Source organism: Bradyrhizobium sp. 956_D2_N1_4, from assembly GCF_052076025.1.
Lineage (GTDB): Bacteria > Pseudomonadota > Alphaproteobacteria > Rhizobiales > Xanthobacteraceae > Bradyrhizobium > Bradyrhizobium barranii.
Genome location: NZ_CP197237.1, coordinates 3,286,484 through 3,312,878 on the forward strand (window position 1 = coordinate 3,286,484; position 26,395 = coordinate 3,312,878).

Genomic DNA, 26,395 nt, shown 5'->3' on the forward strand with positions numbered 1-26,395 from the left:
CTGTTCGCATTGCGTTCAACGGGGCCAGCCGCTAAGTGGTTGAAACTATTGCTCCGGAAGGGTGGCCGAGTGGTTTAAGGCACCGGTCTTGAAAACCGGCGTGCCCGCAAGGGTACCGTGGGTTCGAATCCCACCCCTTCCGCCAGTATATTGTTCGCCACTGTTCGTGGTCGTTCGAACTCCACAGCAACTTCAGTGACTTACGCCGAACGACTGTACTTCGCAGTTCGTTGGTGTTCTTCCTAATCGGGTCACTGACCGTAGCTGAAGACCGTGGGTTCGGAGGACGATTCCTTGGAGGAACAATGGCTGGACGGCTCAGACCACTCGACGTAGAGCGCCTCATAAAGCCCGGCAAATACGCCGATGGCGGCGGCCTGTATTTGATCGTCACAGGACCGACCTCGAGAAGCTGGTCGTATAGATATTGGAAAGACGGCAAAGAGCGGTGGCACGGTCTTGGCTCGTTGAAGGAGGTATCGCTAAAGGATGCGCGGCTTGCGCGAGATGCGGCCCGACTGCGTGTTAAAGGTGATCGCAGCACTGCCGGTATCGACATCGTTCAAGAACGGCGAAAAGAACGCGACGAGGCAAAAACCGTCGTGGCCAAGATGGTATTGCCAACCTTTGAAGAATGTGCGGAAGCCTACATTCGGGCGAACTGGTCGACCTGGAGTGAGAAGCATCGCGATCAATGGCCGTCCTCCCTCAAACGCTACGCCTATGCTACCATCGGCAAACTGACGATTCCGGAGATCAAGCCAAGCCACATCCACGATCTGCTGGAGCCAATCTGGGTGGAGAAGCGGGAGACTGCGAACCGCGTCCGTGGCCGAATTGAAACGATCATCGCAAAGAACGTCGATATCGATGATCCGGAATTCCGCAACCCAGCCGAACTGACACGGCAGATGCGCGAGAAATTACCAAAACGCTCCAAGCGAGTCGTTCGGCATCATCCCGCTTTGGCCTATGCCGAAGCACCAGCATTTTTGAGGCTTCTAGCTAGCGCGCCAGGCAGAGCTGCTGCCATGTTGCGCTTTCTAATTTTTACGGCTTGCCGCACCAACGAGGCGGTCGAGGGGCGGTGGTCCGAGATCGATCGGCCAAATTCGACTTGGAAAATTCCGGGCGACCGAATGAAGATGGACCAGGACCATTACGTTCCATTGTCTGCCCCCGCCTTGGCGGTGCTCGACGAGTTGCGCGATGGACGCGAAGGCGAACTAATCTTCGCCGGACCTGATGGCGGAGCATTCTCAGAAAACGCAATGCTCGCAGTGCTTGATCGTCTCGGCTACGGACACGTCACCGTCCATGGTTTCCGATCAACCTTCGCGACTTGGGCGGAGGAATGCACCGATTATCCGGACGGCGTACGCGAAGCCGCGCTGGCCCACAAATACAAGAGCGAGACCACCGCAGCCTATCAGCGAGGCCAAAAGTTGGAAAAGCGACGGGCTCTAATGAAGGATTGGGCCGCATTCCTCACCGGCAGCAATGTGTTTCAGCTGCAAGACCGCAGGGTGGGATAACTCCGGCTACCGAGCGAAAGGCCCGCCGGTTCTCGCGGGCGGCCCCTTGTCGACGATCTCTACAACGAGGTCTTAAGGATCCGGGACCACATTCGACAGCTGGAAACCGGCGGCGAGCTACCCGCACCGCGCGCATCACCGCCGCGAAGGCGACCAACGGGACACGCCGATGAAGCACGCCGAGGAACGACCATACGCAAATCCGGAGGCAGCCGCGCGCAAGCTCGTCAAGCTCGCAGCCGACGTCGCGGCCGTGCAGGACGGTCGCATCTATATCGAGAGGACGCGCCCTTCTTGTTCAAGCTGAAGGGCAGTCGCAGCGAGTTTGGCGCCGGGCTCAAACACGCGATCGAGCGCGGCTGGCTCCAGCTCCACGAGAGTGGGACATATGTACGCTTGCTCAGCTCGGGCGATGGCTTACTCACTCAATAGATCAGGGTAAAGAACAACCAGCCCGAGAGAAGCGCGCAGAAACCAATTCCCAGATAAGGCAATGCCAGGCGCATCGGTATTCCCTCCGAGACGCGGCCGTCAGTCTCTCATGGCGGTCGGCCGGCGACAACGAACGCCAACTGAGGTGGCCTCACTCTTTGGCTTGAACTCGCAAATCCTGCGGTTGAGTTGCCACAGCTCTACGTCATGACCATCCATAAGCTGTTCGGCCTGTTCCTTTGCGGCCTCGTCGGCATCGCATAGGAGGTCGATCCGCTGTTGAATGTGACCATCGGAGCCTATGAGGTAGGCGTGGTATCCGATCATTTCGGTGGTGCCAGACCCGGCGAGGTCAGCCACTCGCTTATGTGAGCGCCGGTCTCGGCTTGCCGAGCTTTGCGGATCGCCCGCTCCCGCTCGATACCTGGCGGAAGCGATTTGGCTGCCTGCCGGAGCCGCTGGGCTTGTTCGGCAAGGCGTTCTTCAAGAGATGTAGTTTGCTTGATGCGGCGTCGGTGCATGGCGCCAGCTCCTGTCCAAAGGGAAGGAGGCGGGAGCGCGTGATGGCGTTCTCATCACCGATAGATGCCAAGGGCTGCGCGGTGATGGGGCTAGTCTGGCATGTACGCTACCGGACTTATGGTCAATTTTGATCACCTCGCACCAGTCACCGAAGGTAAAGGCCACTCCCCTACATAAGCCACCGCGATCGGAAACAGGCCAGCGCCTAATGCACAAAAATGAAGTACGCGAGGGCGGCCGCCAGCGGAACGCCCAAAACCGTATTGGCATTGGGACCCATCTTTGAATCCTCTGCCCGTGGAGGCCCCAGCATCGGGCCGGGGGGCGTGATGATGCTGCGGCTTCCGGACAGGCTTCTGTCTCGTGGGACCGAGACCGTCACCGCAGAACACAAGCCGGGCGCAACATAGATGTTCCCAGCCAAGTCCTAAATCTCCCCTGCCTGTGGCCTGTTTCACACAGCGCGCGCTCGGCCGCAGGGTCCGGTCTCGTCCGGCACCTGCGGCCCGTGCTGCGACGTTCCGCACGATCGGCGTGCATCTGGTGCTACCCTGCACCGTTGACGTTTGTTGGCCGAGGGGGTTCTGCCGAGCCAGGAACATCGTCGCTTTTGCCAAGTTTTCCCGACGCCCTCGAGGCTCGTCGAGGGTAACCTCTAGGCCCCGGCTCATCCCCCATTTGAGCTGGGGCCCTTTTCTTGCGGGACAAGGACTCAAAGGGAACACAAGGGCGGCCGAGTATTTGAATCGTCGCTGGCTCGCTGACCACAGCCGGCGGAGCGGCCTCGGCCTACCCCTTGATCCCTCCGGCGCCGGGGCCGTTCTCTTCGCCCAAGGACAGCCTTGAAGTGTGTAGCCCTGCTCCTGCGAGTTCAACTGCGCGGAAGTCGGAGGGAAAATGTCGTTCCCGTTTGTTCGTTGGAGGCGACAGAAATTTCGCCGCCGTGGGCTTCGACGATTAATTTCGCGATATAGAGACCGAGGCCCAGATGTGTACTGTGCTCAGACTCATCGCTGACGTCCTGGCCGCGCATCCAAGACTGAAATACTAATTTTTGTGTGTCCGGGGGGATTGGTGAACCCATGTTGTGCACGGCTATTGTGACGGTGTCGGGGGCGTTGCCTGCGATCCTCACAGTGATAGGCTGCTCTCGGTCGCCATATTGGATGGCGTTGCCCATCAGGTTCGACAGCACCTGCCCCAGGCGCGCAGCGTCACACGAGCACGTAGGATCTCCGTCGTGCGTGACCTCAAAATCACGATCCGTGTGGATGGCGCGTAGCTCATCCGCAATCTCCTGACAGAGCGCCACCATGTCGATTTTGGTCTTTACAACTGGAATTTCAGTACCGAAGGACGAGCGCGTGAGATCGAGTAAGTCATTTAAAATTTGTGTCGCCCGACCGGCCGCCGTCCTAATCTCCGAAACCACCTTTGCCTGTTTCGGATTTGTTATTCCGGATCGCTCCATCCACTGAGCACCCATCGAAACCGCGCCTATGGGGTTGCGCAAATCATGACCCAGCACGCCCAAGAACAAATTGCGGGAGTCATTAATCGTCTTAGTGTAGTGAGCTACCGACTCCGTGACAGCCTGATCAATCGCTTCATTGAATCGCGTGAGGTCTTCAACATCGGTTGCAGCCAGCCCTTGATGATGAGCCACCCATTGCTTCACAACACTTGCGCGAAGCGCCCGGTATTCGGAGACCATCTGGTCGATGTCAAAACCATCGGCAAGGCGAAGAGCGGCATGAACCTCAGCCGCGCTCTCGGAAAACGGATTTTCTGGAGGGCCCACGCCGCGCGATTTATCAAACCTCTCTCGCGCAGTCTGCGCAGATTCGAGGTCGTCTGCAATAAACCCGAGAATATCCACGACATGATCTTGCAAAGCTAGCTTCGTCATCTTGTCGCTGGCCGGCGATATAGTTCGCGCGAAATCGATCCATTCCTTGACGATAGCGGCGTGGTTTTGCCGAATGAAATCCGCCAGCCGGCGTTCATGCCCTCGTGTCTCACTTGGATTGGTCACAGCCGGCCCCTTTGCGCATGTTGAGTATTCTGCCGTGGTTTTTTTGTTAAGGTGAAAGCGCGCCATGCTTCGAGTGAGTTCAGAAACGCTGTTAGCGGCGGCGCAGGCTGAAGAGGTCAATGACCGAAGCCGCCAAACTTAGGCGGCCCTACTCTTTCGGGTCGGGGGGGTGATTGGCGGCCTTCGCTTCCGTCGCCTGTGCGATCAGGATTGCAATTTCGTCCAGTGTTTGCCGGTCGTTGATCCCGAGTGACAATCGTCGATATCGGGCGATCTTATCGTCGTACAGAGTGCACTTTTCACACATGCTTCCGCTCGCATATGGGGCGGGAGCATGAAGCACTCTCAGTCACCGATGGACGCCTCGGACTGGGCGGTGATCTCGGGACCATAAACCAGAACTCGGGTTCCCGACAGAAGGAACACAGCCCGCCAACGGAGGCGGCCTCAATGCCTGCGCCGTTCGACCGCGAATGTGAATTTGAGGTGGAGCACCGGACCGCTGTCGTCCCGGACTTCAATCGACATCTGTCGGCCACTGGTCCCTAGGGTGCCGACGGCATCTCGGGCCATATCGGCCAGCGAGCGCGCCGCCTCTTCCTGCACCTTCTCTATGGTTGAGAGCTCCAGACCTTCCTCATCCGGGAAAATCTCGTCACCCTCTCTGATGTCAAAGTAATACCGTCTCATCAGACCAGAACGACGCCGACCTCAAATTGTTCTTTTCGTAAAGCAGGCCACACCCAAATCAAACTGGGACTGACGCCGGAAGCAGTGCCGGCATCCTACCTCTGCTCATTCCTCGGGCAATGTTTTTCAAGACGGCGACGCGATCCTTGGAAATACCGCTCGCGCGAGAAAGTCTCTTGTAGAGGTCAGTATGTTCTCGGCACTCAGCAATGTTGATCAAGAGCTCAGCCTCCCTTTTGCCGTAAGGCCAGTCAAAGATCAGCTTCGGACATTGAGGTTAAGTACCGTCAGGGCTCTCCTAAGGTCGGGCACGAGCCAATTTTTTGGAGTGATCCCAATAGGAACGACGAGCACGGGCGCTTATTTGAGTCGTCGCCGGCTCGCTGCCAGAGCTGGCGGAGCGGCCCCGGCCTACCCCCCTCGTCCCCTGCAGCCGGGGCCGTGTCTCCGCCCTTGTCGATCGGAGTAGCGTATGCGTTCCGCGCCCTCGATCGTGCCGGCTGACCGCTTCGACCGCGACATCTATCTGGTGCTTGAAGACTTTGGCGCGCGCGCCGGTTGCGCCTGGCGCGAGACCGACGAGGCTGAGACCGACCTCGAGACGATCTTGCGAAATCTCCCGTCCGGCCAGTCGCCTATCCAGTTCGGATTGTGTCCTTCAATCCCATCGAGGGGTGGTCGCGAGATGCGACTTCCGACGTCGCCGACGCACTGGCCCAGCGCGCATCTGACACTGACACTGAGGTCTCTTCTGCACTGCAAGCCTTCATCATCGCCAACGCCACAAGGCGCTTCGACATGCAGCTAGCGCTGCCCTTGCGCGGAGTCGCCTGATGCCCAGCGACGAAAAGCCCCTGGCGGCCGGTGCAATGGCTACGACGTGCGCCAACTGTGACGATCTCGGCTGGGTTTGCGAGAACCACCCGGACCGCCCCTGGGACGGCGCGCGCGCCTGCACCTGTGGCGGCGCTGGCGCACCCTGCCCGGCCTGCAACGCTGCTGGCGAAGGTGAAGTGCCGCGCATGCCGGAAGGCTTTCGGGTGGAGGTCGACAAGGACGGCTGGCGGCACTGAGCCTTGTGAGCGGCCCCAAGCGCCTTCGCAGTAGCGCCGAACGGTCGCTGGCGACTTCATCGGCGGGTCCACAAGAGCCGCCTTCGGCGCTCACCCGCCCGATACGCACAGCGCGACCAGTCGTTGGCCCAGCGCGAACCAGCGACGTGGACGTAAACCGATTGCTCCGTAATCATAGGGGAACGATGCTCTTCACTGCGGGGCGAACCCCGCTGTAAACTGATGCCGGATTGTGAAATCGATTCGTAGGAAGATGGCTAAATCCTCGAAACTTGTCGCCGCTAAGAATGGGCGAGTACTTCTGGTCCGACGACGGCGCGATAAGCGCTGGGCGTTCCCGGGCGGCCGTAAGCGTGCGGGTGAAAGTGAGAGGAAGTGTCTTCGCCGCGAGATCACCGAGGAACTGCCGAAGCTAAAACTTGGGCCAGTGAAGCTCTGGAAAGAGGTAAAGGGAAAAAACCGTCAGTCCGGACGACAGATGAGCGACGCGATCTTTGTGGCCAAGAAGGCGTCCGGTGCCCTGAGGATCGGCGATAAGAACGAGATCGACAAAGCGGCTTGGCGCAAGCCGCGCGGCATCAGACTCACGCCCACGTCGCGCTACATCCGGGACAAGTTGTTTCCGAAGTAGACCACGCGCTCGCAACTGCGGCCTCGAACCCAGCGGTCAACCGCGCAACCGTTTAGCGCGGGTCCAGACCTTCTTCAGATATCGTTTTCGGGCTCCCGGTGCACCAACCTTCCCGCCCCAAATGCGAATGAGTTGCCGTGATCGACCGGAAAGCTCGGCGACTTCCTTATAGCTCGCAAGACCATTCTTGAGCATATAGAGCGCGGCGGCTTTGGTGACATCCTTGGTGCGCATTTGCAGTGCGATCCCGATTGTCGTTTCGGGCCAGATGCTGATGCGTCAATACTGTAATGCCCCCAGGGGGCGGCTCAACTGGCCACCCACCTTGCATCTTCTCAAAGCTAGTGGTCTGGCTTTTCGCGCACGATCACGCCGGTCTTAGGGTCGGCGTGGAATTCCATCTTCTGTCCGTTCTTGATGCCTTCGCCCTCCCATTGGCCGTCGTCGGCTTCAAGCTTAGTGACCTGCGAATAGCCCGACTCCATGACCTTGGCCTTCACTTGCTCCATCGGCATCCAGTCAGGCCCGGGTTGGTCTGCTCTCGCTGCTGAGCCAATGGCGAGGGAACCGAGAACCAGAATTGTGGCAAGCTTCATTTTGGCCTCCTCTCGATGAAAGGCTTCAACGGGCGCGCTGAATTGATGTTCCTCTGTCTCGCCCGCGGACTTGGTGTCAGATCGACGCAAACGAATGGACGTCCGTTTTGGGCTCCTGGGGACAAGATAGTCGGCTTCGGGTCAAAACCGACAATGCTGCCCCTTCTTATGGGAAAGACGATCCCTATCTCCGCAGCATGCGTACCGCGTTCGAATTTTGCCTGCCGACCGCCGCCAAGGTGGTGCCGGCCGGGCCCGACTGGATCCACGAAATCAAGTATGACGGCTATCGCCTGCGCGTCGAGCGCCACGGAAAGACCGTGCGGCTATTCACCCGCAACGGGCACGACTGGTACAACCCTGCGCGCATGCACATCACGACCGTGCTGAATGACAAGTACGCGGCCATGGTCGGCGAGCCCGGCGGCAAGGACTGGGGCCTCAACGAGGCCGGCATGAAGCAGATGGATGACAACATCGGCTATGTGCTCAAGAAGCTCCAGGACATGGGTCAGCTCGACAACACGATGGTCGTGTTCACCACCGACAACGGCGCCGAAACCATCACCTTTCCGGACGGCGGCACCACTCCGTTCAAGGGCGGCAAGCTGAGCACCTGGGAAGGCGGCATGCGCGCTCCGTTGGTCGTTCGCTGGCCGGGGGTCATCAAGCCCGGCACCATCAAGAACGAGATATTCGCGGCGCTCGACTGGCTGCCGACGTTTGTCAACATCGCCGGTGGCGCAAAGGGAGATGCGCTGAAGAAGCGTATCGAGGCCGGTCAATATCCCGGCATCGTGAAGACGACGCTCGATGGCGTCGATCAGACCGAATACCTTTCCGGGCGTTCGGAAACGTCGGCGCGCGATACCTTCTTCTACTATTCGGGCAAGGATCCGTCGGCGGTCCGCTACAAGAACTGGAAGATCTACTTCACGATGGTATCCGACGTGCCGCAGGGCTTTATTGCCGGTGCGGCTCCCTATCACTGGGCCCAGGTCGTCAATATCAAGCGAGACCCGTTCGAGACCTCGATCGGTTCACAATACAAGACACTCATGGGTCTGGGCGGCACAATCGGCTCCCCTTCTACAGCCTACGTCTATGACTGGAACATGCTGCCCATCGGCCAGTCGCTGTGGCTGAAGGAACTCGAGACCTATATTGCGTACCCGCCGCTCCAGGACCCGGCGAGCTACAACCTCGACCAGGTGCTGCAACAGATCAAGCAGGCCAAAATTGCCGGTCGCAGCGATTAGTCGCGAACGTCAGAAGTGGCCGATCCGTTCGGATCGGCCACTTGTCCCCGAGCATCCAGAAGTCCCACAAAGGATGATCAGGTCGCATAGAGCATTTGGCCATATTTCACTTAGATCTTTTTACCCGGTCTGACCATGCGCGGGCCGCGGCGACTTCAATCACTGCGGCCTTCGTTATTTCCTAGCGCTTTAAGCGCCGACGATGCGTCGCCCGGCGGTTCAATTGCCCCTTTCCGTCCATCCCCTTTCTGGGCCCCTCGGTCGGCTGCGGGCAGCGTTCAGTCTATCGGCCTCTGCTTCAGCAATGGAGTGCGACAAGCCAGACAGAGGCTTCCCGCCTTTTCCGATCGCAGGCACATCTAGTGAAAGATCCAGTACGGTGAACCGGCCGGTCACCGGTCGCTCATACCAAACAACGTACCGCGCCTTCATTTCGGTCATTCTAGACCCCCTCGGTAGCGGATCGATCCTCGAATAGATCAACGTATCGCGCATGGAGAATCACGTAGCCCTTGGCACCGTCTAAGAGCACCTTGACCTGAGTGGCCGTCGCTCCCTGACCAAGAACGATGCCTTTCTTCCCGCTAAGACGCGGTCCAGCCGAAGCACCAATGACGATCCGTCGACCAGCAAGAAGCTCGTCCTTGGCGGCCAATAGGTCTGCAGATTTCGGCAGGTTACGGTTTGCGCTCCGAGGCATGGCTTTTAAAATATCGCAGCATCGTTGAGTTAGAAAGCCCGTGTGTCGGGGGACCACGGCTTGCGCGACCGCTTTTCGATCGGTCAAGCTGGCGAACCGCTAGCGTGACTGGTGGTCGCAATGCGTACTGCAGAACAATTGGTAAAACCAAAACGTGTATTCCGCCCTGGTACACGTGATCGAACCCGACACGGCCCTAAGAAGCCGCTTATTTGTGCGCGCTGCTTAACAAATCTGCTAGCTGCGAGGCGCCGAGCGGCGTTGACTTTCAGCGGGTCCTTGGCGTGACACCTAGACGCCCCGGCGCTAGCCTCAGGCCATCCATCCGCGGCAGCCCCTGTCGTAAACCGGCAGGGGTTGCTTATTGGTGGTAGGCCCGCCAGTGAACCAGCGGGCCTTTGAGTTGGCATCCCAACAGATTGAACCTTACCGCCGCCGGGCCAATTTAAGCCCGGCGCCGTACTTGTCCCGGCTCGCTGCAGCCACCACTAGGATGAGGCACTGATGTCTGACGACGACGCACTCAAGCAGGAAACGTGCGCTCTTCAACAGATGACAGAGGCTGAACGTAAACTTTTGGTCGGCCTCGAAGAGTTCATCAAGGGCAAGGTCGCGCTAGGCGTGCCCAGAGAGCGCGCCTACGCCATAGTTGCGGAGATATTATACGCTCGGCAGGTCAGAGCTCGCGATCGACGCCGCACGTTTAGGGTCGTCTAAGGCGTCCCGGGAGCGGATAGGCCCGGCGGCGTGCACCAGCGGGCCTGAAACCTTCCTCGGTTTCGTGCGTAGGACCTATATCCGAGGTTTTTGTTAGTTCCCATCTCGGGGCTGGAAATGAACACCGCCGCCGGGACATGTATTGGAGCCCGGCGGCGTATTTCCTTCTCTGTTTCCTTCACCTCCTGGCATGAGCCGTCAGTCACCCCGGTCACGCTTCCTGCGCGTTCAGCGCCGCCTCTGCCCTGCTCGAATCCGGCTCCTACGCCCTGCTCTGCTCGATCACTCCTGGATGCCAGCGCCCGTGAAGGCGGCGAAGGTGTCGCGCAGCCAAGCGCGGACGTAGCCGACCAGGATTCGCGACTCCGCCGTCTCGATGAAGCTGCCGAACGCCAGGCCCTGCCGCTGCACCTCGGTGCAGGCGCGCTCGCCAGCACCGACGTCCAGTTCACAGAGAGTTTCGAGATCGACGGGCGCGAGATGTTTGCCCATGCCCGCAAGGTCGTGCTCGAAGGCGTCGTATCCAAGGTGTGCGACAGCGTGTACCCGGTCGGCCGCAGCAATATTTGGGTCAAGAAGACCTGTGCCCAGCGCGAGACGCTCACCACCGCCATTCGCCCTCGATGAGGGCAAGTGGGACGGCATGTATCTCGGTCGTCAAGGCGAGGATCTGGTTTTTGCCGTCAAGGTCGACCACGGCTTTGAAGACATCGGCCGCCAAGTTGTGCAAGAAGCTTCGACCGCTCGTCCGCAAGACACCGCCCTATGCCAAGCGGATCGCGCACTGGGGCATCTGGGTCGAGCCGAAGCTGCTTGCCGAGATCGAGCATCACGCCAAGTCCGCCGATCCGTTCTTCAAAGGTCTGGAGGAGCTTTGATGCTCTCATGTCGGCGGACGAGCCGACCGTCTATCTGGTCGCCAACGACTTTGGACAGGCTGGGCCAAATCTCTTTCGCCGCGGCACCCGGACCGTGGCTTACGACCGTGGAAGAGCTGAGGATTTGGCCGATCAATTGCCATATCCCTTTGCTCGTGCGGAAGAATGCGGCCGGGGTGCGAAGGAGTGGATATCCGCAAACGTTAATGGATCGGCCTGCAGGCGCTGTTTTCCGCGCTTACTGTTCGTATGTGCGTCGCAGAGCTACTGCCGTTGGGGCATCAGCGGAGGTGAGCCCTACCCTAGCGAGCCTGCTCAGTCCGCTTCAACCTGGGCCAGGAGCCGACTAGTTGGTAAGATTCGCGTTTGAACTCTCCCGCGCCGTCATTACTGTGACTGGATTGCCAATTGCCTTTCCCGCCGCGCGGATGGTGTCAATGAACAGCTTCGCGGCCGGGTTCAAACCAATCGGACCACCATGTCCTCTAGCTCCAAAGCTAGTATCGCCAAGAAAGCGCGCACGAAGGCTGAGGCGGATTTTGCCACCTGGCTCATGATGGCCAAGCTCGGTGGTTTCGATGACCTGCCGTCCAGCGCCCAAAGCTTTCTGACTAACTATCGAACTCGGCTCGAGACAATGAGCGAGGCCGAGTCCACGGCCCTAGCCGTTCGCGAGGTCTACAGCGCTTATTACAGCGAGATGGGAGGCGTGGGCGCGCCCCCGGAACCAAAGGCTCGCACACCAATGACAGAGGGCAAAGTCGTGCGGCTCAAGAAACGGCCTAATCAGCCCGGTCTATCGGCTGCACTGCATTCGACGAAGCCAATGATCCGAGAACTCCTTCCAGCACTGCTGATTTTCGCGAGCGTGGTGGCTCTGATTGTCGCATATAGATTTCTGGCGCAGTAACACTGCCCGCGGATTGTGGGGACGAAGTGCCGCTCACAGTAACCGCGGACATCGCTGCACTTCGCATTTGTGCCAAAAGCGGAAGTGATCCCGACTCGCGGCGTCGCGAAACGGCGATTGTGCGACACATCGAGAATGGCTCTGTTTAGCTACTTCCCTGCTTAAAGGGAGCGGCCGCCGCGCCGGCCCCTCCCCATTTTGGCTGCGGGGGCGAGCCACGTCCTCGTGTGCCGTCGGAGACGGGCAATGACCATAAGAACCTTTTGCACGCTCGCCGCCGCCATCTTTGCCCTGAGCGCGCTTTTGCAGTTGATCCGGATTGTGATGCGCTGGTCCGTACCTTGAATGGCGTCGATGTACCGTTTCGGGTGAGCTGGATTGCCGTCACCGTGGCGGGCGCGTTGAGCTTCGTCGGTTTCCGCGCCGCCATGCGCAGCTAATTGCTGGCAGAGCCCACCCGGGCCGATCTGTCGCCGGGCAGCGGAGCCACTTCCCTACCGCGGATATCGAGCCGTCGTGCTCTACCGCGACAGCGGCTTAGTGCAATTCGCGTCGGTTTGGCATACCTGCATCCATGTCCGGTCTTCCCCGAACAGCCGACGCCGAAGTGATGGGTACGCTTCGACGCTAAGGGCCAACAACGGACCTCCGGGCATGCTTAGGGTTGTCCGATTTTGCATTGTCAACCATCGCGGCAGGTGCGAAACTTCTCAAACAAATCGATCTGCGAGCAGCGCATGCGCGCTTGAGCACAAAGAACTGGAAGGACTGCGGAAAATGTTTACTAAGCGCGATCTTCTTCGTTCGGCCGCCTTGGCTGCCATCACTGCATCGACGGCGAAGTCTGTCCCCGCGCACGCACAGACCAGCGTCGATCGCTCAGGTTTTTTCGAGGCAAAAGACATTGCCGAGGCAGGGTTCGTCTACGGCCTGCCTATCGTGATGAACTATGCCGTCATGCATGAATATGCGATCGATCGGAATTCTGGGCAGTTCAAGGCTCCGTTCAATCAGATCAAGAACGAACCTAACGTCTTCACCTACAAAGATACCGCAATCGTCACGCCGAACAGCGACACACCCTATTCCTTCGTGTGGATGGATTTGCGGGCGGAGCCGGTGGTGCTCTCGGTGCCGGCGATCGATCCGAAGCGCTACTACTCGGTCATGCTATGCGACGGCAATACCTACAATTACGGCTATATAGGCACCCGTGCCACAGGGAGCGAGGCCGGCGACTACATGGTGGTCGGGCCCGACTGGAAGGGCGACACCCCGGCGGGCATCAAGCAGGTGTTTCGTTCGAGCACACAGTTTTCCGTCGCAGGCTATCGCACCCAGCTTTTCGGTCCGGAAGATCTCGACAACGTCAAGAAGGTGCAGGCTGGCTACAAGGTGCAGATGCTATCGGCCTATCTGAAGCAGACGCCGCCGCCGGCCGCGCCAACCATCGACTTCCCCAAGATCGATAAGGAACTCGTGAAGACCAACTTCTTCGATTATCTCGACTTCGCGCTGCAATTCGCGCCGGCGCAGGGCAATGAGAAAGAGATACGCGCCAAGCTAGCACGCATCGGCATTGGGCCTGGCAAGACCTTCAACTTTAAGGACCTCCCTCTGGAGCAGAAACTGGAGATAGGCCTTGGCATGAAGGAAGGCCAGCGGAAAGTCGACGAGGCCGTCGCCAATGTCGGCAAGGCGATCAATGGCTGGCGGGTTAGCGGTCTTCCAGGCGATAGCGCCCACTACAATGGCGACTGGTTGAAGCGTGCCGTCGCCGCTCAGGCCGGCATCTATGGTAATGACCCGGCGGAAGCGACCTATCCATTCACGCGCGTTGACGGCGACGGTCAAACGCTCGACGGCAGCAAGCACAACTACACACTGACTTTCCCGGCCGGAAAACTGCCACCGGTGAATTCGTTCTGGTCGCTGACGATGTATGACGGCAAGTCCCAACTCCTGATCGAAAATCCGATCAACCGCTATCTGATCAACTCGCCGATGCTGCCGAACATGAAAAAGAATGCGGACGGATCACTAACGCTCTACATCCAGAACAAGTCGCCCGGCGCTGGCAAGGAAGCAAACTGGCTGCCGGCGCCGAACGACACGATCTATCTTGTCATGCGGCTCTACTGGCCGAAGACCGAAGCACCTTCGATCTTGCCGCCGGGCGAAGGGACATGGCAGCCGCCCGGCATAAAGCGGATCGCATAGAGCGATACAGAGAGCGGCCAACTAAAGGCTCGAGCACCACGCGGTGGAGAACCCCATTGCCAGTGCGCCGGCTGATTGAACGGATGCAATGTCGCCTTAGGGTCACAAGCGGCGGTCGAAGTGAGCACGGCCCCGCGTCCGATCTGCCGCCGATAGCCGACACTACAATGGTCTCAGCCTTGTTCGGCTAAGGGCCAATTGCTGAAATCGCCGGCAGAGAGAGTCGCGGGAGACTCTTTCGAGCCGCCCGCGAGCATGATCAGACGCGTTGCTAGGCTATCTAGTCTCGCGACGTCCTAATCTCCTTTTGCGCGAGTCCTCTTCATCTGTTCTTTCACCTCCGTCAGAACCTGGGCCAGGCTGTAGGACGCCGGGGACTGCAGCGACGGGTACGGCCCGTAGCTTTCGAGCTCCTGCAGCCACAGCGCCTGGCCAACAGGAATGATGTTCCAGTCGTAGATATAAGCGGTCACCGGTCCGGCGAGTGCGCCGCTCTGACCCATAAGGCTTGACGGCTGGAAACCAACCGAACCCTCGAACGGATCCCGCTTGATGTTGTTGACCAAAGGCCAATGGAAGGTATGGACCCCCAGGAGGCCACCGCTCGCGGCCTCTGATGCCATCGCGAAGTAGATCTTCCAGTTCTTGTAGCGCACTGCCGACGGAACCGGACCTCCGTAGTAGAAGAAGTGATCGCGTGCCGATTTGTCCGACTTGCCGGTCAGATAGTCGAGCTGGTTGACGCCTTGAAGCTTGGTCTTGACGATGCCGGGATACGTGCCCGCCATGATCTGCCTGTTGAGGTCGTTGCCCTTGGCGCCACCGGCGATTTCAACAAAGGTCGGTATCCAGTCGTACGATGCGAAGATGTCGTCCAAGACTGTGCCAGGCTTGATTTGGCCCGGCCAGCGAATGACGCACGGAGCGCGCATGCCGCCCTCCCAGGTGGTCAGCTTGCCACCCTTGAACGGCGTGTTGCCGCCATCGGGGTAGGTGATCACTTCGGCGCCGTTGTCGGTGGTGAAGACTACAATCGTATTGTCGAGCTGGCCCATGTCTTCGAGTTTCTTGATCACATAGCCGATGTTGTCGTCCATCTGCTTCATGCCGGCTTCGTTGACGCCCCAGTCCCTGCCACCGGGCGTCCCTACCATTGCCATGTACTTGTCGGACAGCATGGTGGTGATGTGCATGCGCGCCGGGTTATACCAGACGAAGAACGGCTTGTTGGTCTTCTTCGGGTCGTTGCGGTCGAGAAAGTCGATGACCTTGGCCGAGATTTCCTCATCCGCGGTTTCAGAGCGCTTCAGCGTCATCGGGCCCTCGTCCTTGCACGTCTGGTTCCTCTCGGTGCCGTCGGAAGAGGTACAGGCGATTACCGGCCGCGGCGGCGTCATGCACAGCGTGGTCGCGGGATCCACCGCGCCTGGGACCTCCGCGAGTCCGCGCACCGGCGTGTTCTTGCAAGGCGCAACGATGGCCTGTTCAATCGGAGTCTTGTTGATGTCGGGGAAGCTCACGCCCTGCATCGCATCGAGGTGATAAAGGTAGCCCCAGAACTCCTGGAAGCCGTGTGCCGTCGGCAGCGCTGCCGAGTGGTCGCCAAGATGGTTCTTGCCGAACTCGCCGGTGTTGTAGCCGAGGTCGAGCAGGAACTTGGCCAGCGACGGCGTGCCGGGCTGCAGGAAGGATGGGCTGCCGGGCAGTTGCGGCGGAATCATGCCGGCGCGCAGCGGCGTCATGCCGGTGAAGAAGGCGGTGCGCCCGGCAGTGCAGCTTTGCTCGGCGTAGTAGGTCATGAACTTCGCACCCTCTCGTCCGATGCGGTCGATGTTGGGTGTCTCACCGACCATCAGGCCTTGATGGTAGATCCTCGGCTGCATAATGCCGATGTCGTCGCCCATGATGAAGAGAATGTTTGGTTTCTGCTGCTGTGCCGCAGCGGGCATGCTCGTCAGCCCGGTTATTGACAATGACATAAGTGTCGTTGCTCCGAGGAATGTAGCCGTGACCCGCTTATGCCAACCTGTCGTCTTCCTCGGCGAAACGCTCGCTCCAGCTCGCGGCCTGTTCTTGAGAATGCAGTCAAACATGGTCACTCTCCGGTTGCAGTGCTGTCACGCTTTTTGCCTGACGCACGGAAAGCCAACCTCCAATTCTCGGGAGAGCCCGCTTTTGATTCAGATCAAGCAGGACAACCATCGAATGCGGTTTGCGACCAGGCGTTCGTGCGTACGTCAGTGATGCTGACATTGACGGACAGCTCGTTAGCCTTCTGTTTGCGATTTCATCTTGTCCGGAGGCGGACATGTTTGCCGCGCGCGTCGCGGGAGCCGGGCGGAGGACCGTTCGTCAGACACAAACTGCGGGCGCAACATTGAGATCGATTACGAACGAATCGTCCAGAGTTCGGCCCGACGTCCGGTACGGGTCAAACTGAGAAGAACTCAGTACGAGCATATGATTTCCGCTTTGCCCTCGAACTCGGACATTGCTCGACGCAGTCGGCGGGCTTTTGGGACCACAAACCCATGGTTGGCCCGCGTGCCCGCCCTCCCCACACCGGATTTTCCGCCTAAATCATTTGCCTTGCCGTCACGGCAAATAGCAGGCCCGATTAGGGTAATCGACCGTCTTCTTCGGCTGGTAATTCCATCTCCAACTCCAATGCCCGAGCTTTCACGCGCTCCCGGCGTATCCTGGGTGGACGTTCCGGCGACGCCATTCCTCCGAGCTGCAGTCGAATCTTGCAGAGTTAAAGTACAGCGCAAATGACCAAATCAGCGCCACGATAAAATTCCGAAGGCAACGCGGCCGAACATAACTTTCAGGCGAGCGCGCCCGGCGCGCCATAGCGCTCGGCTAAGACGGCGCGGACGCGATCGATCGCCTCCATCGATCGGACATAGCTGTCGGCGGGCAGCGGGAACGGCTTGCCCTCCTGCAGGGTGGCGCGTACCGCCGTAAGCTGCGCCTCAAAGGTGCTGGGGCCTTCGAGGGTCTCGGTGCGCTCCTTGCCGTCCACGTTGAGCTGCAGCAAATGGCCGAGCTGCGGTGCGAGCGGGTTGGTGACGTCGAGCCGGCCGCGCTCGCCTTCCACGATCAGGCGCACCCGCGCCGGCGTCGCGATCATCGAACCGCGGACCGCCGCACTCACCCCGCTCTTGAACATCAGCTCGGTCGAAAATCGGGCGCCTACGCCCTCCTCGAATTCAAGCTCGGCCTGCGTCACCCGGAAGGCATCGCCGCAGACACGCCGCACCCAGGCGAGCGGGTAGCCGCCGAGATCGCGCAGCACGCCGCCGCCCGACTGCGCGTCCCAGCGGAAATTACCCTCCTTGGCAATGAAGGCGCTGAACTCGGCTTCGACATGGCGGACGGCGCCGATCATGCCGCCTTCGATCACCTCCATCACCCGCGCCCAGAGCCGGTGATGCAGCGAATGCATTCCCTCGAACACCGGCACGCCCGCAGCATGCGCCGCCTCGAACACGCGTTGCGCCTCGTCGGCGTTCATTGCGAACGGCTTTTCGACGAGAACCGGTTTGCCAGCTTCGACCGCGCCCAACGCCTGCTCGGCATGGACGTTCGGCGTGGTGCCGACATAGGCCAGATCGATCGCGGAATCACGAAGCATCTCGGCATAACTCGCATAGACGCGGCCGATGCCATGCTCGGCAGCATAGGCCTCCGCCCGGCCAGGATCGCGCGCGGAAATCGCAACCACTTCGATCCCAGGAAGGACGCGCGCCGGCGCAAGCACCGAGCGAATCGCGATCTTCGATGCGCCGACCAAGCCGACTCGCAACGGGCTCGACATCGAGGTCCCCTCTCCTTTCATATTTCGAATCCTTCGTTACCAGAGTCGGGCCTTCAAAAGGAAAAGCAACGGCTGCGAGCACCTCCGCATCGCTTCGTCACTGACGTGGCCGATCGGGTCCGAGCGGGTGATCAAAAAACAGCGCAAATAACTAAATAGACCCACCGATAGAGTTGCGCGCACAACTTTCTTGTGTAGTTGCTGCGCGCGGCGATAACGTCCTTGTGTCCCGCGCAGCACGCAAAGATTCCGCGGCTATCATTGCCGCAAGATCTCCGGGGTAATGTCCGCGTTGGGTCAAAATGCGAAGAACCTAGCGTTAGCAAACCTGGTCCGCTCCGACCCACTAAGCGGACCTCAATCGGAGGTGCCGCTACTTCGCATTTCCGGGCTCATGCGTGTCCGTTCCGAAGAATGGAACTACACTGGGTTTTCACTATTTGTGTTGAGCGGTAGTTCTCTCGCGGCGATCTCGAAACGAGGTTCGCTATGACCTCCAGGTCCTCGATCAGGCTCGGTGCGCCGCTCGTCGCTTTTTTTCTGACCATCTGGCCGTTAGTTTCGTCGGTACATGCTGTTGAGGACGCTGGAAAGGTTGGCGTGGTGTCCTTTGGCCTGTTCGGGGATCAAGGCGTGTTTAGATCCGAGGCGACCGGCGCAGCTCAGGTCGTAGCTGGCCGTTTTCGGACTAGATCGATCAATGTGGAGTACAATTCCAAGAAGGGTGGAAATGCAACGATCGAAGCGCTGACCAGGTCGTTGCAGGCGGCAGCCAACCGCCTGGATGCTGAGAAAGACGTTCTCTTTTTGATTCTCACCTCGCATGGCTCTCCAGACGGCCTCGCAATCAAGGCGGGGCGGCACACAGAGACGCTCACGCCATCTCGTCTCAGCAACATGCTCGCGAAGACAGGTGTGCGACACAAGGTGGTTGTCATCTCGGCTTGTTATTCCGGGGTCTTTATCCCGCGCCTGGCGAATCCCGATGTGCTGGTCATCACCGCGGCCGATGCCAACCATCCGTCGTTCGGCTGTCAGGACAAGGCCAAGTGGACCTATTTCGGCGACGCATTTTTCAACATCGCGCTCCGGAAAGCCGTTAATCTGAAGGATGCGTTTCTGGATGCGCGCTCACTCGTCCGGAAGCGAGAATTGCGGGAACATTTCGAGCCGTCGAATCCCCTCATGGCAGGCGGCGCAGACGTCCTGCCGTTGCTCGTCGGACGCCCTTGAACAACCGGCCGCGAAGCCCTGAGGCGATTCCTTGCAGGCGTGCACCCGCAATGCACATCCCATCACGGTTTCGTGGAACAAGTCGCTTTATCACATTCGCGAGTGCGCCGGGCAAATGAACTCCCCGCCGCACCCGCGTGCCGCCGATCTTAAAGTGTTACCTTCTGTCGGCGGTTGCGCACGTTTGGGCCAATTGTTTGTAGCTTGTCACCGTAGCTACTCGCGCATGCTTCATAAGGATCGACTAAAATCGCTGGGGTTTCAGCGCCTTGGTTGCTCCAGTTTGGAGGAGCGGTGATCCGTGGATTGCAGCCGCTGTCGGAGTTATAGCGGTCGCGCGAACGGCCATAGACGTAGCCGGCAGTGGCTGCGGCAGCATAGGCACCTGTGGCATAGGCGGCGCCATGGCCGTATCGGTATCCGCCGTAGCGGCCGTCGTCCCCAAAGCGGTTGTAAGTAACCGATGTGCCGCGAACCACACTCGCCACCGCTGGGCCTCTGCGACCAGCGGAGCCGGGACGCCTAGCCGCGGCGAGAGCACCGCGCGGCGCAGGTCTCTCACCTAGAAGAGATGCCGGGCCGCTAAGGCCAACACGGGTTGCACCGCCAGGGCCTATTGGAGGACGCTCCGCGAAAGCCGCAGGACCTCCGGTTGCCAGCGGAGGCAGCCCGCCGGCCGCAATCGGCGAGCGCCCGGCCATGGGGGACGGCGGAGGAAACGGCGCGAACGCTACAGTGGGAGACAACGGTTGCGAGCGTCACGGGGATCGACAGCATCATCAGTATCTTGCGGGACATGGTCTTGCTCTTGCTAAAACTGAGTTACGAGGACGGGCACCGGCTTGGATACGGAGATCGCCTCCGTGGCTGGCGAGTCGTGCGCAGGCACGGCGGGCTCATGCGTGGATGAGTTCTCGTTGTGATCAGGGTGAATCCGGAACCAAGCCACATACAGCGCGGGCAGGAACAGCAGCGTCAGCAATGTGCCGACGATGATGCCGCCCATCATAGCGTAGGCCATCGGCCCCCAGAAGATCTCGCGCGCGATTGGAATCAGCGCGAGACTTGCGGCGGCCGCCGTCAAAAGGATCGGCCGCATGCGATGCTCGGTCGCCTCTACGACGGCCTCCCACGCCGGACGCCCCTCCTTCTGGAGATCCTCGATCTGGACGATGAGGATCACGGAGTTTCGAATTAGGATGCCGATCAGGGCGAGCACCCCGAGGATGGCGACGAAGCCAAGCGCGGCACCGCTCGGCAGCAGGGCCATGACGACGCCGATCACGGCGAGCGGCGCGACCGCGAACACCAGAAACAAGCGATGGAAGCTCTGCAACTGGATCATCAGCACCGTGGCCATGACGAACAGCATGAGCGGAACGACAGCCACGATCGGCGCCTGGCTCTTGGCGCTCTCCTCGACGGAGCCGCCGAGCTTCACCGAATAGCCGGCTGGCAGCTCCTTGGTGAACTTTGCGACTTTTGGAGCGAGCTGATCCACGATCGTCTTGGGCTGCGCGTTGCCAACGATGCCGGCCTTCAACGTGATGGTGGGGATCCGCGCGCGTCGCCAGATCGTCGGCTGCTCGAGCTCGTAACGCAAATTGGCCACGGCACCGAGCGGCACGGATTGACCGCCGAGCCCGGTCAATTGCAGATCGCGCAGGGTGTCGATGGAAGCCCGCTCCGGCGCGGTCGCACGTCCCGTGATATTGACGAGATAGATGCTGTCGCGCACCTGGGTGATCGGCGTGCCCTCGAGCACGGAGTTCAAGGTCGTGGCGATGTCTTCCGATGTGACGCCAAGCTGGCGCACCTTGTCTTGGAGAACGTCGACCTTGACGACGCGGGCCGGCTCCATCCAGTCGAACACGACATTGCCGAGATCGGGGTTGGTCCGCACGATGCCGGCGAGCTTCTGCGACAGATCTCGCACCTTCGCGGTATCAGGCCCACTCAATCGGTACTGCACAGGGCGCCCCACCGGGGGGCCGACCTCGAGCAGCTTGACGTAGGTGTCGGTCCCGGGGAACGTCTTCTTCAGGTAGTCCTCGAACTGTGCCTTGACCTGATCGCGCGCCTTGATGCCGCCCTTGGTCACGATCACCTGCTGACCGAACCAGGTGTTGGCGGTTTGCACGTCGAAGGAAAGGACGAAGCGCGGCGAGCCGGTGCCGACATAGGTCGACCAGTGATCGACCGAATCATTGCCCAGAAGCTGTTCTCGCTCGAACCGCGCCATCTGCGCATTGGTATCGGCAATGGAAGCGTTCTGCGGCAAATTCCAGTCGATCACGAGCTCAGCACGATCCGAGGACGGAAAGAACTGCTGCTGCACGAACTGCATGCCGAACAAGGCGAGCAGGAAGGCCGCAACCGTCACCGATATGGTCATCCAGCGGTGATGCATGCAGAACAGAAGCAGACGCGCAAACAGCTGCGCCACGCGGCCTTTCTCCCCATGATTGCCCTTCATCTTGGCGGGCAGGATGGTGACGCCGAGCAACGGCGTGAACAGCACCGCGACGATCCAGGAGACGATCAGCGAGACGGCGATGACAACGAACAGCGTGAAGGTAAATTCGCCCGCACTGCTGCTATTGAGCCCGATGGGAATAAAGCCAGCGACGGTTACCAGCGTGCCCGTCAGCATGGGAAAGGCGGTCGAGGTATAGACGTGGGTTGCCGCCCTTTCCACGGGATCGCCGACCTCGAGCCGCGCCACCATCATTTCAACGGCGATCATTGCGTCATCGACCAGGAGCCCCAACGCGATGATCAGGGCGCCAAGCGAAATTCGCTGAAGCGAAATGCCTGCATATGCCATCACGACAAACGTGATGGCGAGAACCAGCGGAATCGCGATTGCGACGACAAGTCCGGCGCGCATGCCCAGGCTGAGAAAGCTGATGCCGAGAACTATGATCACGGCCTCAAAGAGCGCCTCGGTGAAGCCAGACACAGCGTGCTCAACAACGATGGGCTGATCGGCGACGAGGTGAACGCCAACGCCGACCGGCAAGTCGGCAATAATTCTCGACATCTCCGCCTTCAGCGCCTCGCCGAAGTGCAGCAGATTTGCGCCGGACTTCATGCCAATGGCAAGCGCAATCGCCGGCTCCCCGTTGTACCTGAACAAGGTCTTGGCCGGATCAGCATAACCGCGCGTGATGGTTGCGACGTCGGTCAGAGGAAAAAAGCGATCGTTGATGCGCAGATTAACTGCTTTCAGGCTTGCTTCGGACGTGAACTGTCCGTTCACCCGAACGCTGATCCGCTCGGGCCCCTCCTGAAATACGCCCGATGGGGCGACTGCATTCTGCCCCTGCAAGGAATTCATGATGGAGTGGACGTCAAGACCAAGGGCCGCGATCTTGCGGGTGGAGAATTCGAGATAAATGACCTCGTCCTGCGCGCCCAGGATGTCGACCTTGCCAATATCGGGCACGGTCAGGACTTTGGCACGGATGTCCTCCACTTGGTCGCGCAACTGACGTTGGCTCAAGCCGTCGCTGGTGAACGCATAGATGTTGCCGAACACGTCGCCGAAGCGGTCGTTGAAGCCCGGCCCAATCACCCCTTGCGGGAAGTCGCCCTTGATATCCGCGATCATGTTGCGGACTCGGATCCAGGTCGGCTTGACGTCGGCAGCCTTGGTGCTGTCGCGCAAATACACGAAAACTGTGGTCTGGCCCGCAACCGTCACGCTCTTGGTGTAGTCGAGCGATTCCAGCTCCTCGAGCTTCTTCTCGATCCGGTCTGTGACCTGGCGCGTCATCTCTTCAGGCGAGGCACCCGGCCACTGCGCCTGGATCACCATGGTCTTGATGGTGAAGTCGGGGTCTTCCTGCCGCCCAAGCTGGAGATAGGCGAAAAGGCCCGCCGCCATGAAGGCGATCATAAAATACCAGACGAGCGAGCGATGGCCGAGCGCCCAATTGGAGAGGTTGAACGACTTCATGGCTTCTCATCCTGTTCAATGCGGACTCGCTGTCCTTGCTTAAGGCTGTGGATTCCGGCTGTGACGACACGTGTGCCGAGAGTGAGGCCGCCGGTCACGCGCGCGCCCACCTGGTCAGCGATCACATCGATTTTTTGCAATGAAGCCGTGCTGTCGTGCTGATCGACCGTCCAGACGAAATTCGCGCCGTCTTTGACGAGCACCGCCGAGGCGGGCAGCCGCAATATCCGGGCTTGGCCCTTGTCAAGTTTCGCGGTGACGGTCGCGCCGAGGCGGAAGCCTTCAAGCGGGTTGCTGAGCGCAATGCGGACCCGCCGCAAGCGCGTTACCGGATCGGCTTGTGGCGCGATCTCGCGAATGCTGCCTTGCACCTGAACGGCGGGCGCGATCTGTAGGCTGACCGTGAACGGCAGGCCGACCTCCAGCGGAACCGGAAAGTCCTGTCCGATATCGACGACGGCTTCGCGCACATCCGGTCTTGCGATCGTCACGACGCTCTGGCCCGGGGACGCCACCTGTCCGATTTCCGCGCCGACTGCGGTGACCACACCGGCGAAATCGGCCTTGATCTGCGAATAACCGAGCTGCTCGATCGCCTTGGTCAGGTTTGCCTGTGCATGCGCCACCGTTGCTTCGGCGCCGGCCCGCGCCTGCTCGGCGTTGTCCAGCGTCTGCTTTGTGGTCGCGTCGGTGGTGATGAGCGTTCGCTGCCGCTCCTCCGTCGCTCTGACGGTCGCGAACTGCGCCTCTGCTTTGGCAAGCTCCCCTTTGGCCGAGCGAACGGCGAGCTCCAGGGCCGTCTGGTCAATGATGCCGACCGTCTGTCCTTCATTCACGAGATCGCCGACATAGACCGGGCGCGCGGTCAGACGTCCCAGCACCCGGAATCCAATATTGGTTTTGTAGCGCGGCTCGACAACGCCCACCGCAACCGCATCGTCGGCGTGGTCCGCTTCGAGAAGCACCGATTGGACGGGCCGCACGGGCTCCGGCGCCATTGTCTCCTGCTGACATCCGGCAAGTGCGAGCGCGCATGCAAGCGGGGCCGCCACAATCATTGCGCGGTTGGTCATGAGAGATCTCCTTCATAAGTCACGGGCTGACCCACGCTCAAAAGCTTGCCGCCATCGACGATGACGCGCTCGCCCGGCTCGAGACCTGCCTTGATCAATACTTCTCCGGCCTCGTAGCCACCGACTGTTACCGGCTTCAGCGAAGCTGTCCGCGTAGCCGGGTCGACGGTCCAGACCGCTGGCCTGGTGCCCGCGGCCATCAATGCACGCCACGGCAATGCGATTTGCCGCTGAGCCTTTACTTTCACGGACCCTGCGATGGGGCTTCCAAGCGTCATTGCGGCAGGCGGGTCCTCGATCGCTACTTTGACCCGAATGGTTGAACTCTTGGCGTCGACCGCCGGCGAGACCTCCCGAACGTGGCCGCTTGCGGTCACGCCCGCATCGGAGACCAGCGCCAACGAAACGCTGCGGTCGTCGGCATTGCCGAGGAAAATGGACTCATAGACGTCAAAGACGGCGTCCCGCTCCCCATCCTGCGCCAGCGAAAATACGGGTTGCGCAGCCTGTACGACTTGACCGGTTTCCAGACTGCGTGCGGTGACGACGCCGTCCGCTTCCGCTCGCAGCGCCGTATAGCCAAGAACGTCCTTTGCCGTTCCGAGCAGTGCTCCTGAGGCTTCGAGCGCGCCTTCCGCGGTCCGCAATCCTTCCTGCGCCTGGTCGTAGGCCGTGCGCGTGGTGAAGCCGCTCGCGATCAACGCCTTCTGCCGCTCGAAAGTCGCTTTCGCCACACGCAGCTGGGATTCCGCGGCGAGGACAGCAGCGGTCGCAGCATCGACATCTGCCTCCTGCTCGGCGGGATCGAGAAGGGCCAGCACTTCGCCGGCCTTGACGTGGGTCCCGACATCGACATAGCGCGCGATCACACGTCCGCTGACACGGAACGACAGATCGGCGCGGAAGCGGGGCTGCACCTCGCCAGTCAGGGTGATCGAAGCCTGCCGGTCCTTCGGCTGGACGACCTCCGTGCGCACGAACGCGGCGCGCGCGGATGGAGCACCTGTGTGATCGTTGCAGCCGCTGAGCGCGGCTGCGACAAGGGCGAGCGCCAAGCCGGCGAGAGGCCTCAACATCCGCTCGGTTCGATCGATCTTGGTGCGGTTCGAATAGCGCGGTTTCATAGCGCGTCCATGCGGTGAGAGGGTGACAGCAGCTCGCCAAGGATGTCCGAGCCCTTGCAAAGCGGGGCCGGTTCGTTCGGACGTGCTCGCAACAAGTTTGGATCCGCTTCGATTGCGGCCTGGCGTCCGACCTGATCCGAGAGGCCGGAGCTCGAGCCGGGTGTCACGGACGACCTGGCTCTCAGCGGGCGCGGCGACCTGATGCGGCGCGTCGCCATCGACCAGCTCGCCCGTTGCTCCCGCTCGCTCAAGTGAAACGAGAGAACGACAGATGTGAACTCGGCGGCGAAGCCATGCTCGATCCGTCCCCCGAGCCCCTTGGCAAGGTCACTGCTGATCTGGAGCTCCCGGCCCGGGGCCGCCCGCGCGGACCGCGAGCCGTTATCCAGCACGACGCAGTTCGCCACCGCGCCGATGCGCGCCAGCTTGACTTTGATTTCGCCGGGGCGCGCGTCGAAACACCCATGCCTCGCTGCGTTTACGATGAGGTCATGGACGATCAGGCCAAGCCGCCAGCACCGCTCCGATTGAAGCGGGAGAGATTCAGTGGTCAATGCCAGCCGGATCCCCATTCGATCCAACAGCGACTCGCGCAGGGCGCAGCCCAGTCTGCGAATGTAAGTCGCGGCGTCATTGAGGGCTTCGCCCCGGGGCATTGCGAGCGCACGATGCAGCTCGGCGTGTCCGTGCAGCAGCTCGACGACATCGCTCAAGGCGGCCTTGGCTTCCGCCCCATCGGCCCGCACGACCGCGGCCGAGACCAGATCGATCGCCGAGGCGATCCCTTTATCGACCCTGTGATGCAGTTCACGCAGCAGGACGCCGTCTTGTGGGCGGTGCGGGTCCGGGCTCAACATCGTCACTGTGATCTCCTGAGGTGGTCCTGATGATCGGGGCCAACGCGCACTTTTGCGGGCCCCGACCATCCGGAAGGCCGTCGCCGGTCCTACGAGGTCCAGGCAACGGACAAATTAAACTATACCGTA

The 26,395-nt window shown here is 60.4% G+C and carries 22 protein-coding genes, 1 tRNA gene and 2 pseudogenes; 13 read left to right on the top strand and 12 right to left on the bottom strand.

What is annotated here, in order from left to right; translation table 11 throughout:
- The first annotated feature begins 55 nt into the window (after nucleotides 1-55).
- Both AB7535_RS15325 and AB7535_RS15330 read left to right on the top strand, forming a co-directional pair.
- Nucleotides 56-145: transfer RNA gene (locus tag AB7535_RS15325), tRNA-Ser, on the top strand.
- A gap of 160 nt (nucleotides 146-305) precedes the next feature.
- A complete protein-coding gene (locus AB7535_RS15330) occupies nucleotides 306-1,535 on the top strand; it encodes a tyrosine-type recombinase/integrase (RefSeq protein WP_039148576.1) in 1,230 nt (409 codons plus the stop codon).
- 1,825 nt (nucleotides 1,536-3,360) lie between these two features.
- On the opposite strand, the gene AB7535_RS15335 is transcribed toward AB7535_RS15330, so the two are convergent.
- Both AB7535_RS15335 and AB7535_RS15340 read right to left on the bottom strand, forming a co-directional pair.
- The gene (locus AB7535_RS15335; protein ID WP_441279795.1) at nucleotides 3,361-4,644 is read right to left on the bottom strand and encodes an ATP-binding protein; all 1,284 of its coding nucleotides are present in this window, start codon (nucleotides 4,642-4,644) and stop codon (nucleotides 3,361-3,363) included.
- Between the two features lie 327 nt (nucleotides 4,645-4,971).
- Entirely contained in the window at nucleotides 4,972-5,214 is a 243-nt protein-coding gene (locus AB7535_RS15340) for a DUF6894 family protein (protein ID WP_038937291.1), read from the bottom strand.
- 472 nt (nucleotides 5,215-5,686) lie between these two features.
- Here AB7535_RS15340 and AB7535_RS15345 point away from each other — a divergent pair.
- The 3 genes and pseudogenes from AB7535_RS15345 (at nucleotide 5,687) to AB7535_RS15355 (ending at nucleotide 6,918) form a co-directional block, all read left to right on the top strand.
- A pseudogene (locus AB7535_RS15345) lies at nucleotides 5,687-6,048 on the top strand (hypothetical protein).
- A complete protein-coding gene (locus AB7535_RS15350; protein WP_439036626.1) occupies nucleotides 6,048-6,287 on the top strand; it encodes a hypothetical protein in 240 nt (79 codons plus the stop codon). Before AB7535_RS15345 ends, AB7535_RS15350 begins: the two are co-directional and overlap by 1 nt.
- Before the next feature lie 253 nt (nucleotides 6,288-6,540).
- On the top strand, nucleotides 6,541-6,918 hold the full coding sequence (locus AB7535_RS15355; protein WP_039148570.1) for an NUDIX hydrolase: 378 nt from the start codon (nucleotides 6,541-6,543) through the stop codon (nucleotides 6,916-6,918).
- Between the two features lie 36 nt (nucleotides 6,919-6,954).
- On the opposite strand, the gene AB7535_RS15360 is transcribed toward AB7535_RS15355, so the two are convergent.
- Entirely contained in the window at nucleotides 6,955-7,152 is a 198-nt protein-coding gene (locus AB7535_RS15360; protein WP_135217200.1) for a hypothetical protein, read from the bottom strand.
- A 107-nt stretch (nucleotides 7,153-7,259) separates the two neighbouring features.
- Nucleotides 7,260-7,514, bottom strand: coding sequence for a PepSY domain-containing protein (locus AB7535_RS15365; protein WP_039156949.1), 255 nt, complete (start codon nucleotides 7,512-7,514; stop codon nucleotides 7,260-7,262).
- A 350-nt stretch (nucleotides 7,515-7,864) separates the two neighbouring features.
- On the opposite strand from AB7535_RS15365, the pseudogene AB7535_RS15370 reads away from it, so the two are divergent.
- Both AB7535_RS15370 and AB7535_RS15375 read left to right on the top strand, forming a co-directional pair.
- Nucleotides 7,865-8,773 (top strand): annotated as a pseudogene (locus AB7535_RS15370) (sulfatase-like hydrolase/transferase); the annotation flags it as partial.
- Nucleotides 8,774-9,977: 1,204 nt separating this feature from the next.
- On the top strand, nucleotides 9,978-10,190 hold the full coding sequence (locus AB7535_RS15375) for a hypothetical protein (RefSeq protein ID WP_038976660.1): 213 nt from the start codon (nucleotides 9,978-9,980) through the stop codon (nucleotides 10,188-10,190).
- A gap of 282 nt (nucleotides 10,191-10,472) precedes the next feature.
- Here AB7535_RS15375 and AB7535_RS15380 read toward each other — a convergent pair whose 3' ends face one another.
- Nucleotides 10,473-10,682 carry a hypothetical protein gene (locus tag AB7535_RS15380; RefSeq protein ID WP_439036627.1) on the bottom strand — a complete coding sequence of 70 codons (210 nt, stop codon included), beginning with the start codon at nucleotides 10,680-10,682 and terminating at the stop codon, nucleotides 10,473-10,475.
- Between AB7535_RS15380 and AB7535_RS15385 the strand changes: the two genes are divergently transcribed.
- The 5 genes from AB7535_RS15385 to AB7535_RS15405 all read left to right on the top strand — a co-directional run bounded on the left by AB7535_RS15385 (nucleotide 10,671) and on the right by AB7535_RS15405 (nucleotide 14,198).
- Nucleotides 10,671-10,817 (top strand): hypothetical protein, encoded by a 147-nt coding sequence (locus AB7535_RS15385; protein ID WP_439036628.1) that lies wholly within the window; start codon nucleotides 10,671-10,673, stop codon nucleotides 10,815-10,817. The two genes, AB7535_RS15380 and AB7535_RS15385, sit on opposite strands and share 12 nt — an antisense overlap.
- A 50-nt stretch (nucleotides 10,818-10,867) precedes the next feature.
- The gene (locus AB7535_RS15390; protein WP_439036629.1) at nucleotides 10,868-11,068 is read left to right on the top strand and encodes a hypothetical protein; all 201 of its coding nucleotides are present in this window, start codon (nucleotides 10,868-10,870) and stop codon (nucleotides 11,066-11,068) included.
- Nucleotides 11,069-11,546: 478 nt separating this feature from the next.
- Nucleotides 11,547-11,978: a hypothetical protein gene (locus AB7535_RS15395; RefSeq protein ID WP_354133837.1), complete on the top strand. Its 432-nt coding sequence runs from the start codon at nucleotides 11,547-11,549 to the stop codon at nucleotides 11,976-11,978.
- Nucleotides 11,979-12,205: 227 nt separating this feature from the next.
- Entirely contained in the window at nucleotides 12,206-12,418 is a 213-nt protein-coding gene (locus AB7535_RS15400) for a hypothetical protein (RefSeq protein WP_354133838.1), read from the top strand.
- A 337-nt stretch (nucleotides 12,419-12,755) separates the two neighbouring features.
- Nucleotides 12,756-14,198 (top strand): DUF1254 domain-containing protein, encoded by a 1,443-nt coding sequence (locus AB7535_RS15405; RefSeq protein WP_354133870.1) that lies wholly within the window; start codon nucleotides 12,756-12,758, stop codon nucleotides 14,196-14,198.
- A 296-nt stretch (nucleotides 14,199-14,494) separates the two neighbouring features.
- Here AB7535_RS15405 and AB7535_RS15410 read toward each other — a convergent pair whose 3' ends face one another.
- Together AB7535_RS15410 and AB7535_RS15415 are read right to left on the bottom strand one after the other, a co-directional pair.
- Nucleotides 14,495-16,147 carry an arylsulfatase gene (locus tag AB7535_RS15410; RefSeq protein WP_439036630.1) on the bottom strand — a complete coding sequence of 551 codons (1,653 nt, stop codon included), beginning with the start codon at nucleotides 16,145-16,147 and terminating at the stop codon, nucleotides 14,495-14,497.
- Between the two features lie 878 nt (nucleotides 16,148-17,025).
- A complete protein-coding gene (locus AB7535_RS15415; RefSeq protein WP_439035016.1) occupies nucleotides 17,026-18,018 on the bottom strand; it encodes a Gfo/Idh/MocA family protein in 993 nt (330 codons plus the stop codon).
- 489 nt (nucleotides 18,019-18,507) lie between these two features.
- On the opposite strand from AB7535_RS15415, the gene AB7535_RS15420 reads away from it, so the two are divergent.
- Nucleotides 18,508-19,251 carry a C13 family peptidase gene (locus AB7535_RS15420; RefSeq protein ID WP_439036631.1) on the top strand — a complete coding sequence of 248 codons (744 nt, stop codon included), beginning with the start codon at nucleotides 18,508-18,510 and terminating at the stop codon, nucleotides 19,249-19,251.
- 149 nt (nucleotides 19,252-19,400) lie between these two features.
- Here the strand turns inward: AB7535_RS15420 and AB7535_RS15425 are convergent, their stop codons facing one another.
- The 5 genes from AB7535_RS15425 to AB7535_RS15445 form a co-directional block, all read right to left on the bottom strand.
- Nucleotides 19,401-19,730, bottom strand: a complete 330-nt coding sequence (locus AB7535_RS15425) for a hypothetical protein (RefSeq protein WP_439035017.1) — start codon at nucleotides 19,728-19,730, stop codon at nucleotides 19,401-19,403.
- A 332-nt stretch (nucleotides 19,731-20,062) separates the two neighbouring features.
- Nucleotides 20,063-23,212 (bottom strand): efflux RND transporter permease subunit, encoded by a 3,150-nt coding sequence (locus AB7535_RS15430; protein ID WP_354133843.1) that lies wholly within the window; start codon nucleotides 23,210-23,212, stop codon nucleotides 20,063-20,065.
- Entirely contained in the window at nucleotides 23,209-24,285 is a 1,077-nt protein-coding gene (locus AB7535_RS15435) for an efflux RND transporter periplasmic adaptor subunit (protein WP_354133844.1), read from the bottom strand. Before AB7535_RS15435 ends, AB7535_RS15430 begins: the two co-directional genes overlap by 4 nt.
- On the bottom strand, nucleotides 24,282-25,409 hold the full coding sequence (locus AB7535_RS15440; RefSeq protein ID WP_439035018.1) for an efflux RND transporter periplasmic adaptor subunit: 1,128 nt from the start codon (nucleotides 25,407-25,409) through the stop codon (nucleotides 24,282-24,284). Before AB7535_RS15440 ends, AB7535_RS15435 begins: the two co-directional genes overlap by 4 nt.
- A complete protein-coding gene (locus AB7535_RS15445; RefSeq protein ID WP_354133871.1) occupies nucleotides 25,406-26,266 on the bottom strand; it encodes a sensor histidine kinase in 861 nt (286 codons plus the stop codon). The genes AB7535_RS15440 and AB7535_RS15445 overlap by 4 nt, the downstream gene beginning before the upstream one ends.
- Nucleotides 26,267-26,395 lie beyond the last annotated feature (129 nt).

What these genes read in the sequence shown, in the direction of transcription:
- AB7535_RS15330 (WP_039148576.1), top strand. Translation starts at nt 306, where the DNA reads ATGGCTGGACGGCTCAGACCACTCGACGTAGAGCGCCTCATAAAGCCC.
- AB7535_RS15340 (WP_038937291.1), bottom strand. Translation starts at nt 5,214, where the DNA reads ATGAGACGGTATTACTTTGACATCAGAGAGGGTGACGAGATTTTCCCG.
- AB7535_RS15350 (WP_439036626.1), top strand. Translation starts at nt 6,048, where the DNA reads ATGCCCAGCGACGAAAAGCCCCTGGCGGCCGGTGCAATGGCTACGACG.
- AB7535_RS15355 (WP_039148570.1), top strand. Translation starts at nt 6,541, where the DNA reads ATGGCTAAATCCTCGAAACTTGTCGCCGCTAAGAATGGGCGAGTACTT.
- AB7535_RS15360 (WP_135217200.1), bottom strand. Translation starts at nt 7,152, where the DNA reads ATGCGCACCAAGGATGTCACCAAAGCCGCCGCGCTCTATATGCTCAAG.
- AB7535_RS15365 (WP_039156949.1), bottom strand. Translation starts at nt 7,514, where the DNA reads ATGAAGCTTGCCACAATTCTGGTTCTCGGTTCCCTCGCCATTGGCTCA.
- AB7535_RS15375 (WP_038976660.1), top strand. Translation starts at nt 9,978, where the DNA reads ATGTCTGACGACGACGCACTCAAGCAGGAAACGTGCGCTCTTCAACAG.
- AB7535_RS15385 (WP_439036628.1), top strand. Translation starts at nt 10,671, where the DNA reads ATGTTTGCCCATGCCCGCAAGGTCGTGCTCGAAGGCGTCGTATCCAAG.
- AB7535_RS15380 (WP_439036627.1), bottom strand. Translation starts at nt 10,682, where the DNA reads ATGGGCAAACATCTCGCGCCCGTCGATCTCGAAACTCTCTGTGAACTG.
- AB7535_RS15395 (WP_354133837.1), top strand. Translation starts at nt 11,547, where the DNA reads ATGTCCTCTAGCTCCAAAGCTAGTATCGCCAAGAAAGCGCGCACGAAG.
- AB7535_RS15405 (WP_354133870.1), top strand. Translation starts at nt 12,756, where the DNA reads ATGTTTACTAAGCGCGATCTTCTTCGTTCGGCCGCCTTGGCTGCCATC.
- AB7535_RS15410 (WP_439036630.1), bottom strand. Translation starts at nt 16,147, where the DNA reads ATGCCCGCTGCGGCACAGCAGCAGAAACCAAACATTCTCTTCATCATG.
- AB7535_RS15415 (WP_439035016.1), bottom strand. Translation starts at nt 18,018, where the DNA reads ATGTCGAGCCCGTTGCGAGTCGGCTTGGTCGGCGCATCGAAGATCGCG.
- AB7535_RS15420 (WP_439036631.1), top strand. Translation starts at nt 18,508, where the DNA reads ATGACCTCCAGGTCCTCGATCAGGCTCGGTGCGCCGCTCGTCGCTTTT.
- AB7535_RS15430 (WP_354133843.1), bottom strand. Translation starts at nt 23,212, where the DNA reads ATGAAGTCGTTCAACCTCTCCAATTGGGCGCTCGGCCATCGCTCGCTC.
- AB7535_RS15435 (WP_354133844.1), bottom strand. Translation starts at nt 24,285, where the DNA reads ATGACCAACCGCGCAATGATTGTGGCGGCCCCGCTTGCATGCGCGCTC.
- AB7535_RS15440 (WP_439035018.1), bottom strand. Translation starts at nt 25,409, where the DNA reads ATGAAACCGCGCTATTCGAACCGCACCAAGATCGATCGAACCGAGCGG.
- AB7535_RS15445 (WP_354133871.1), bottom strand. Translation starts at nt 26,266, where the DNA reads ATGTTGAGCCCGGACCCGCACCGCCCACAAGACGGCGTCCTGCTGCGT.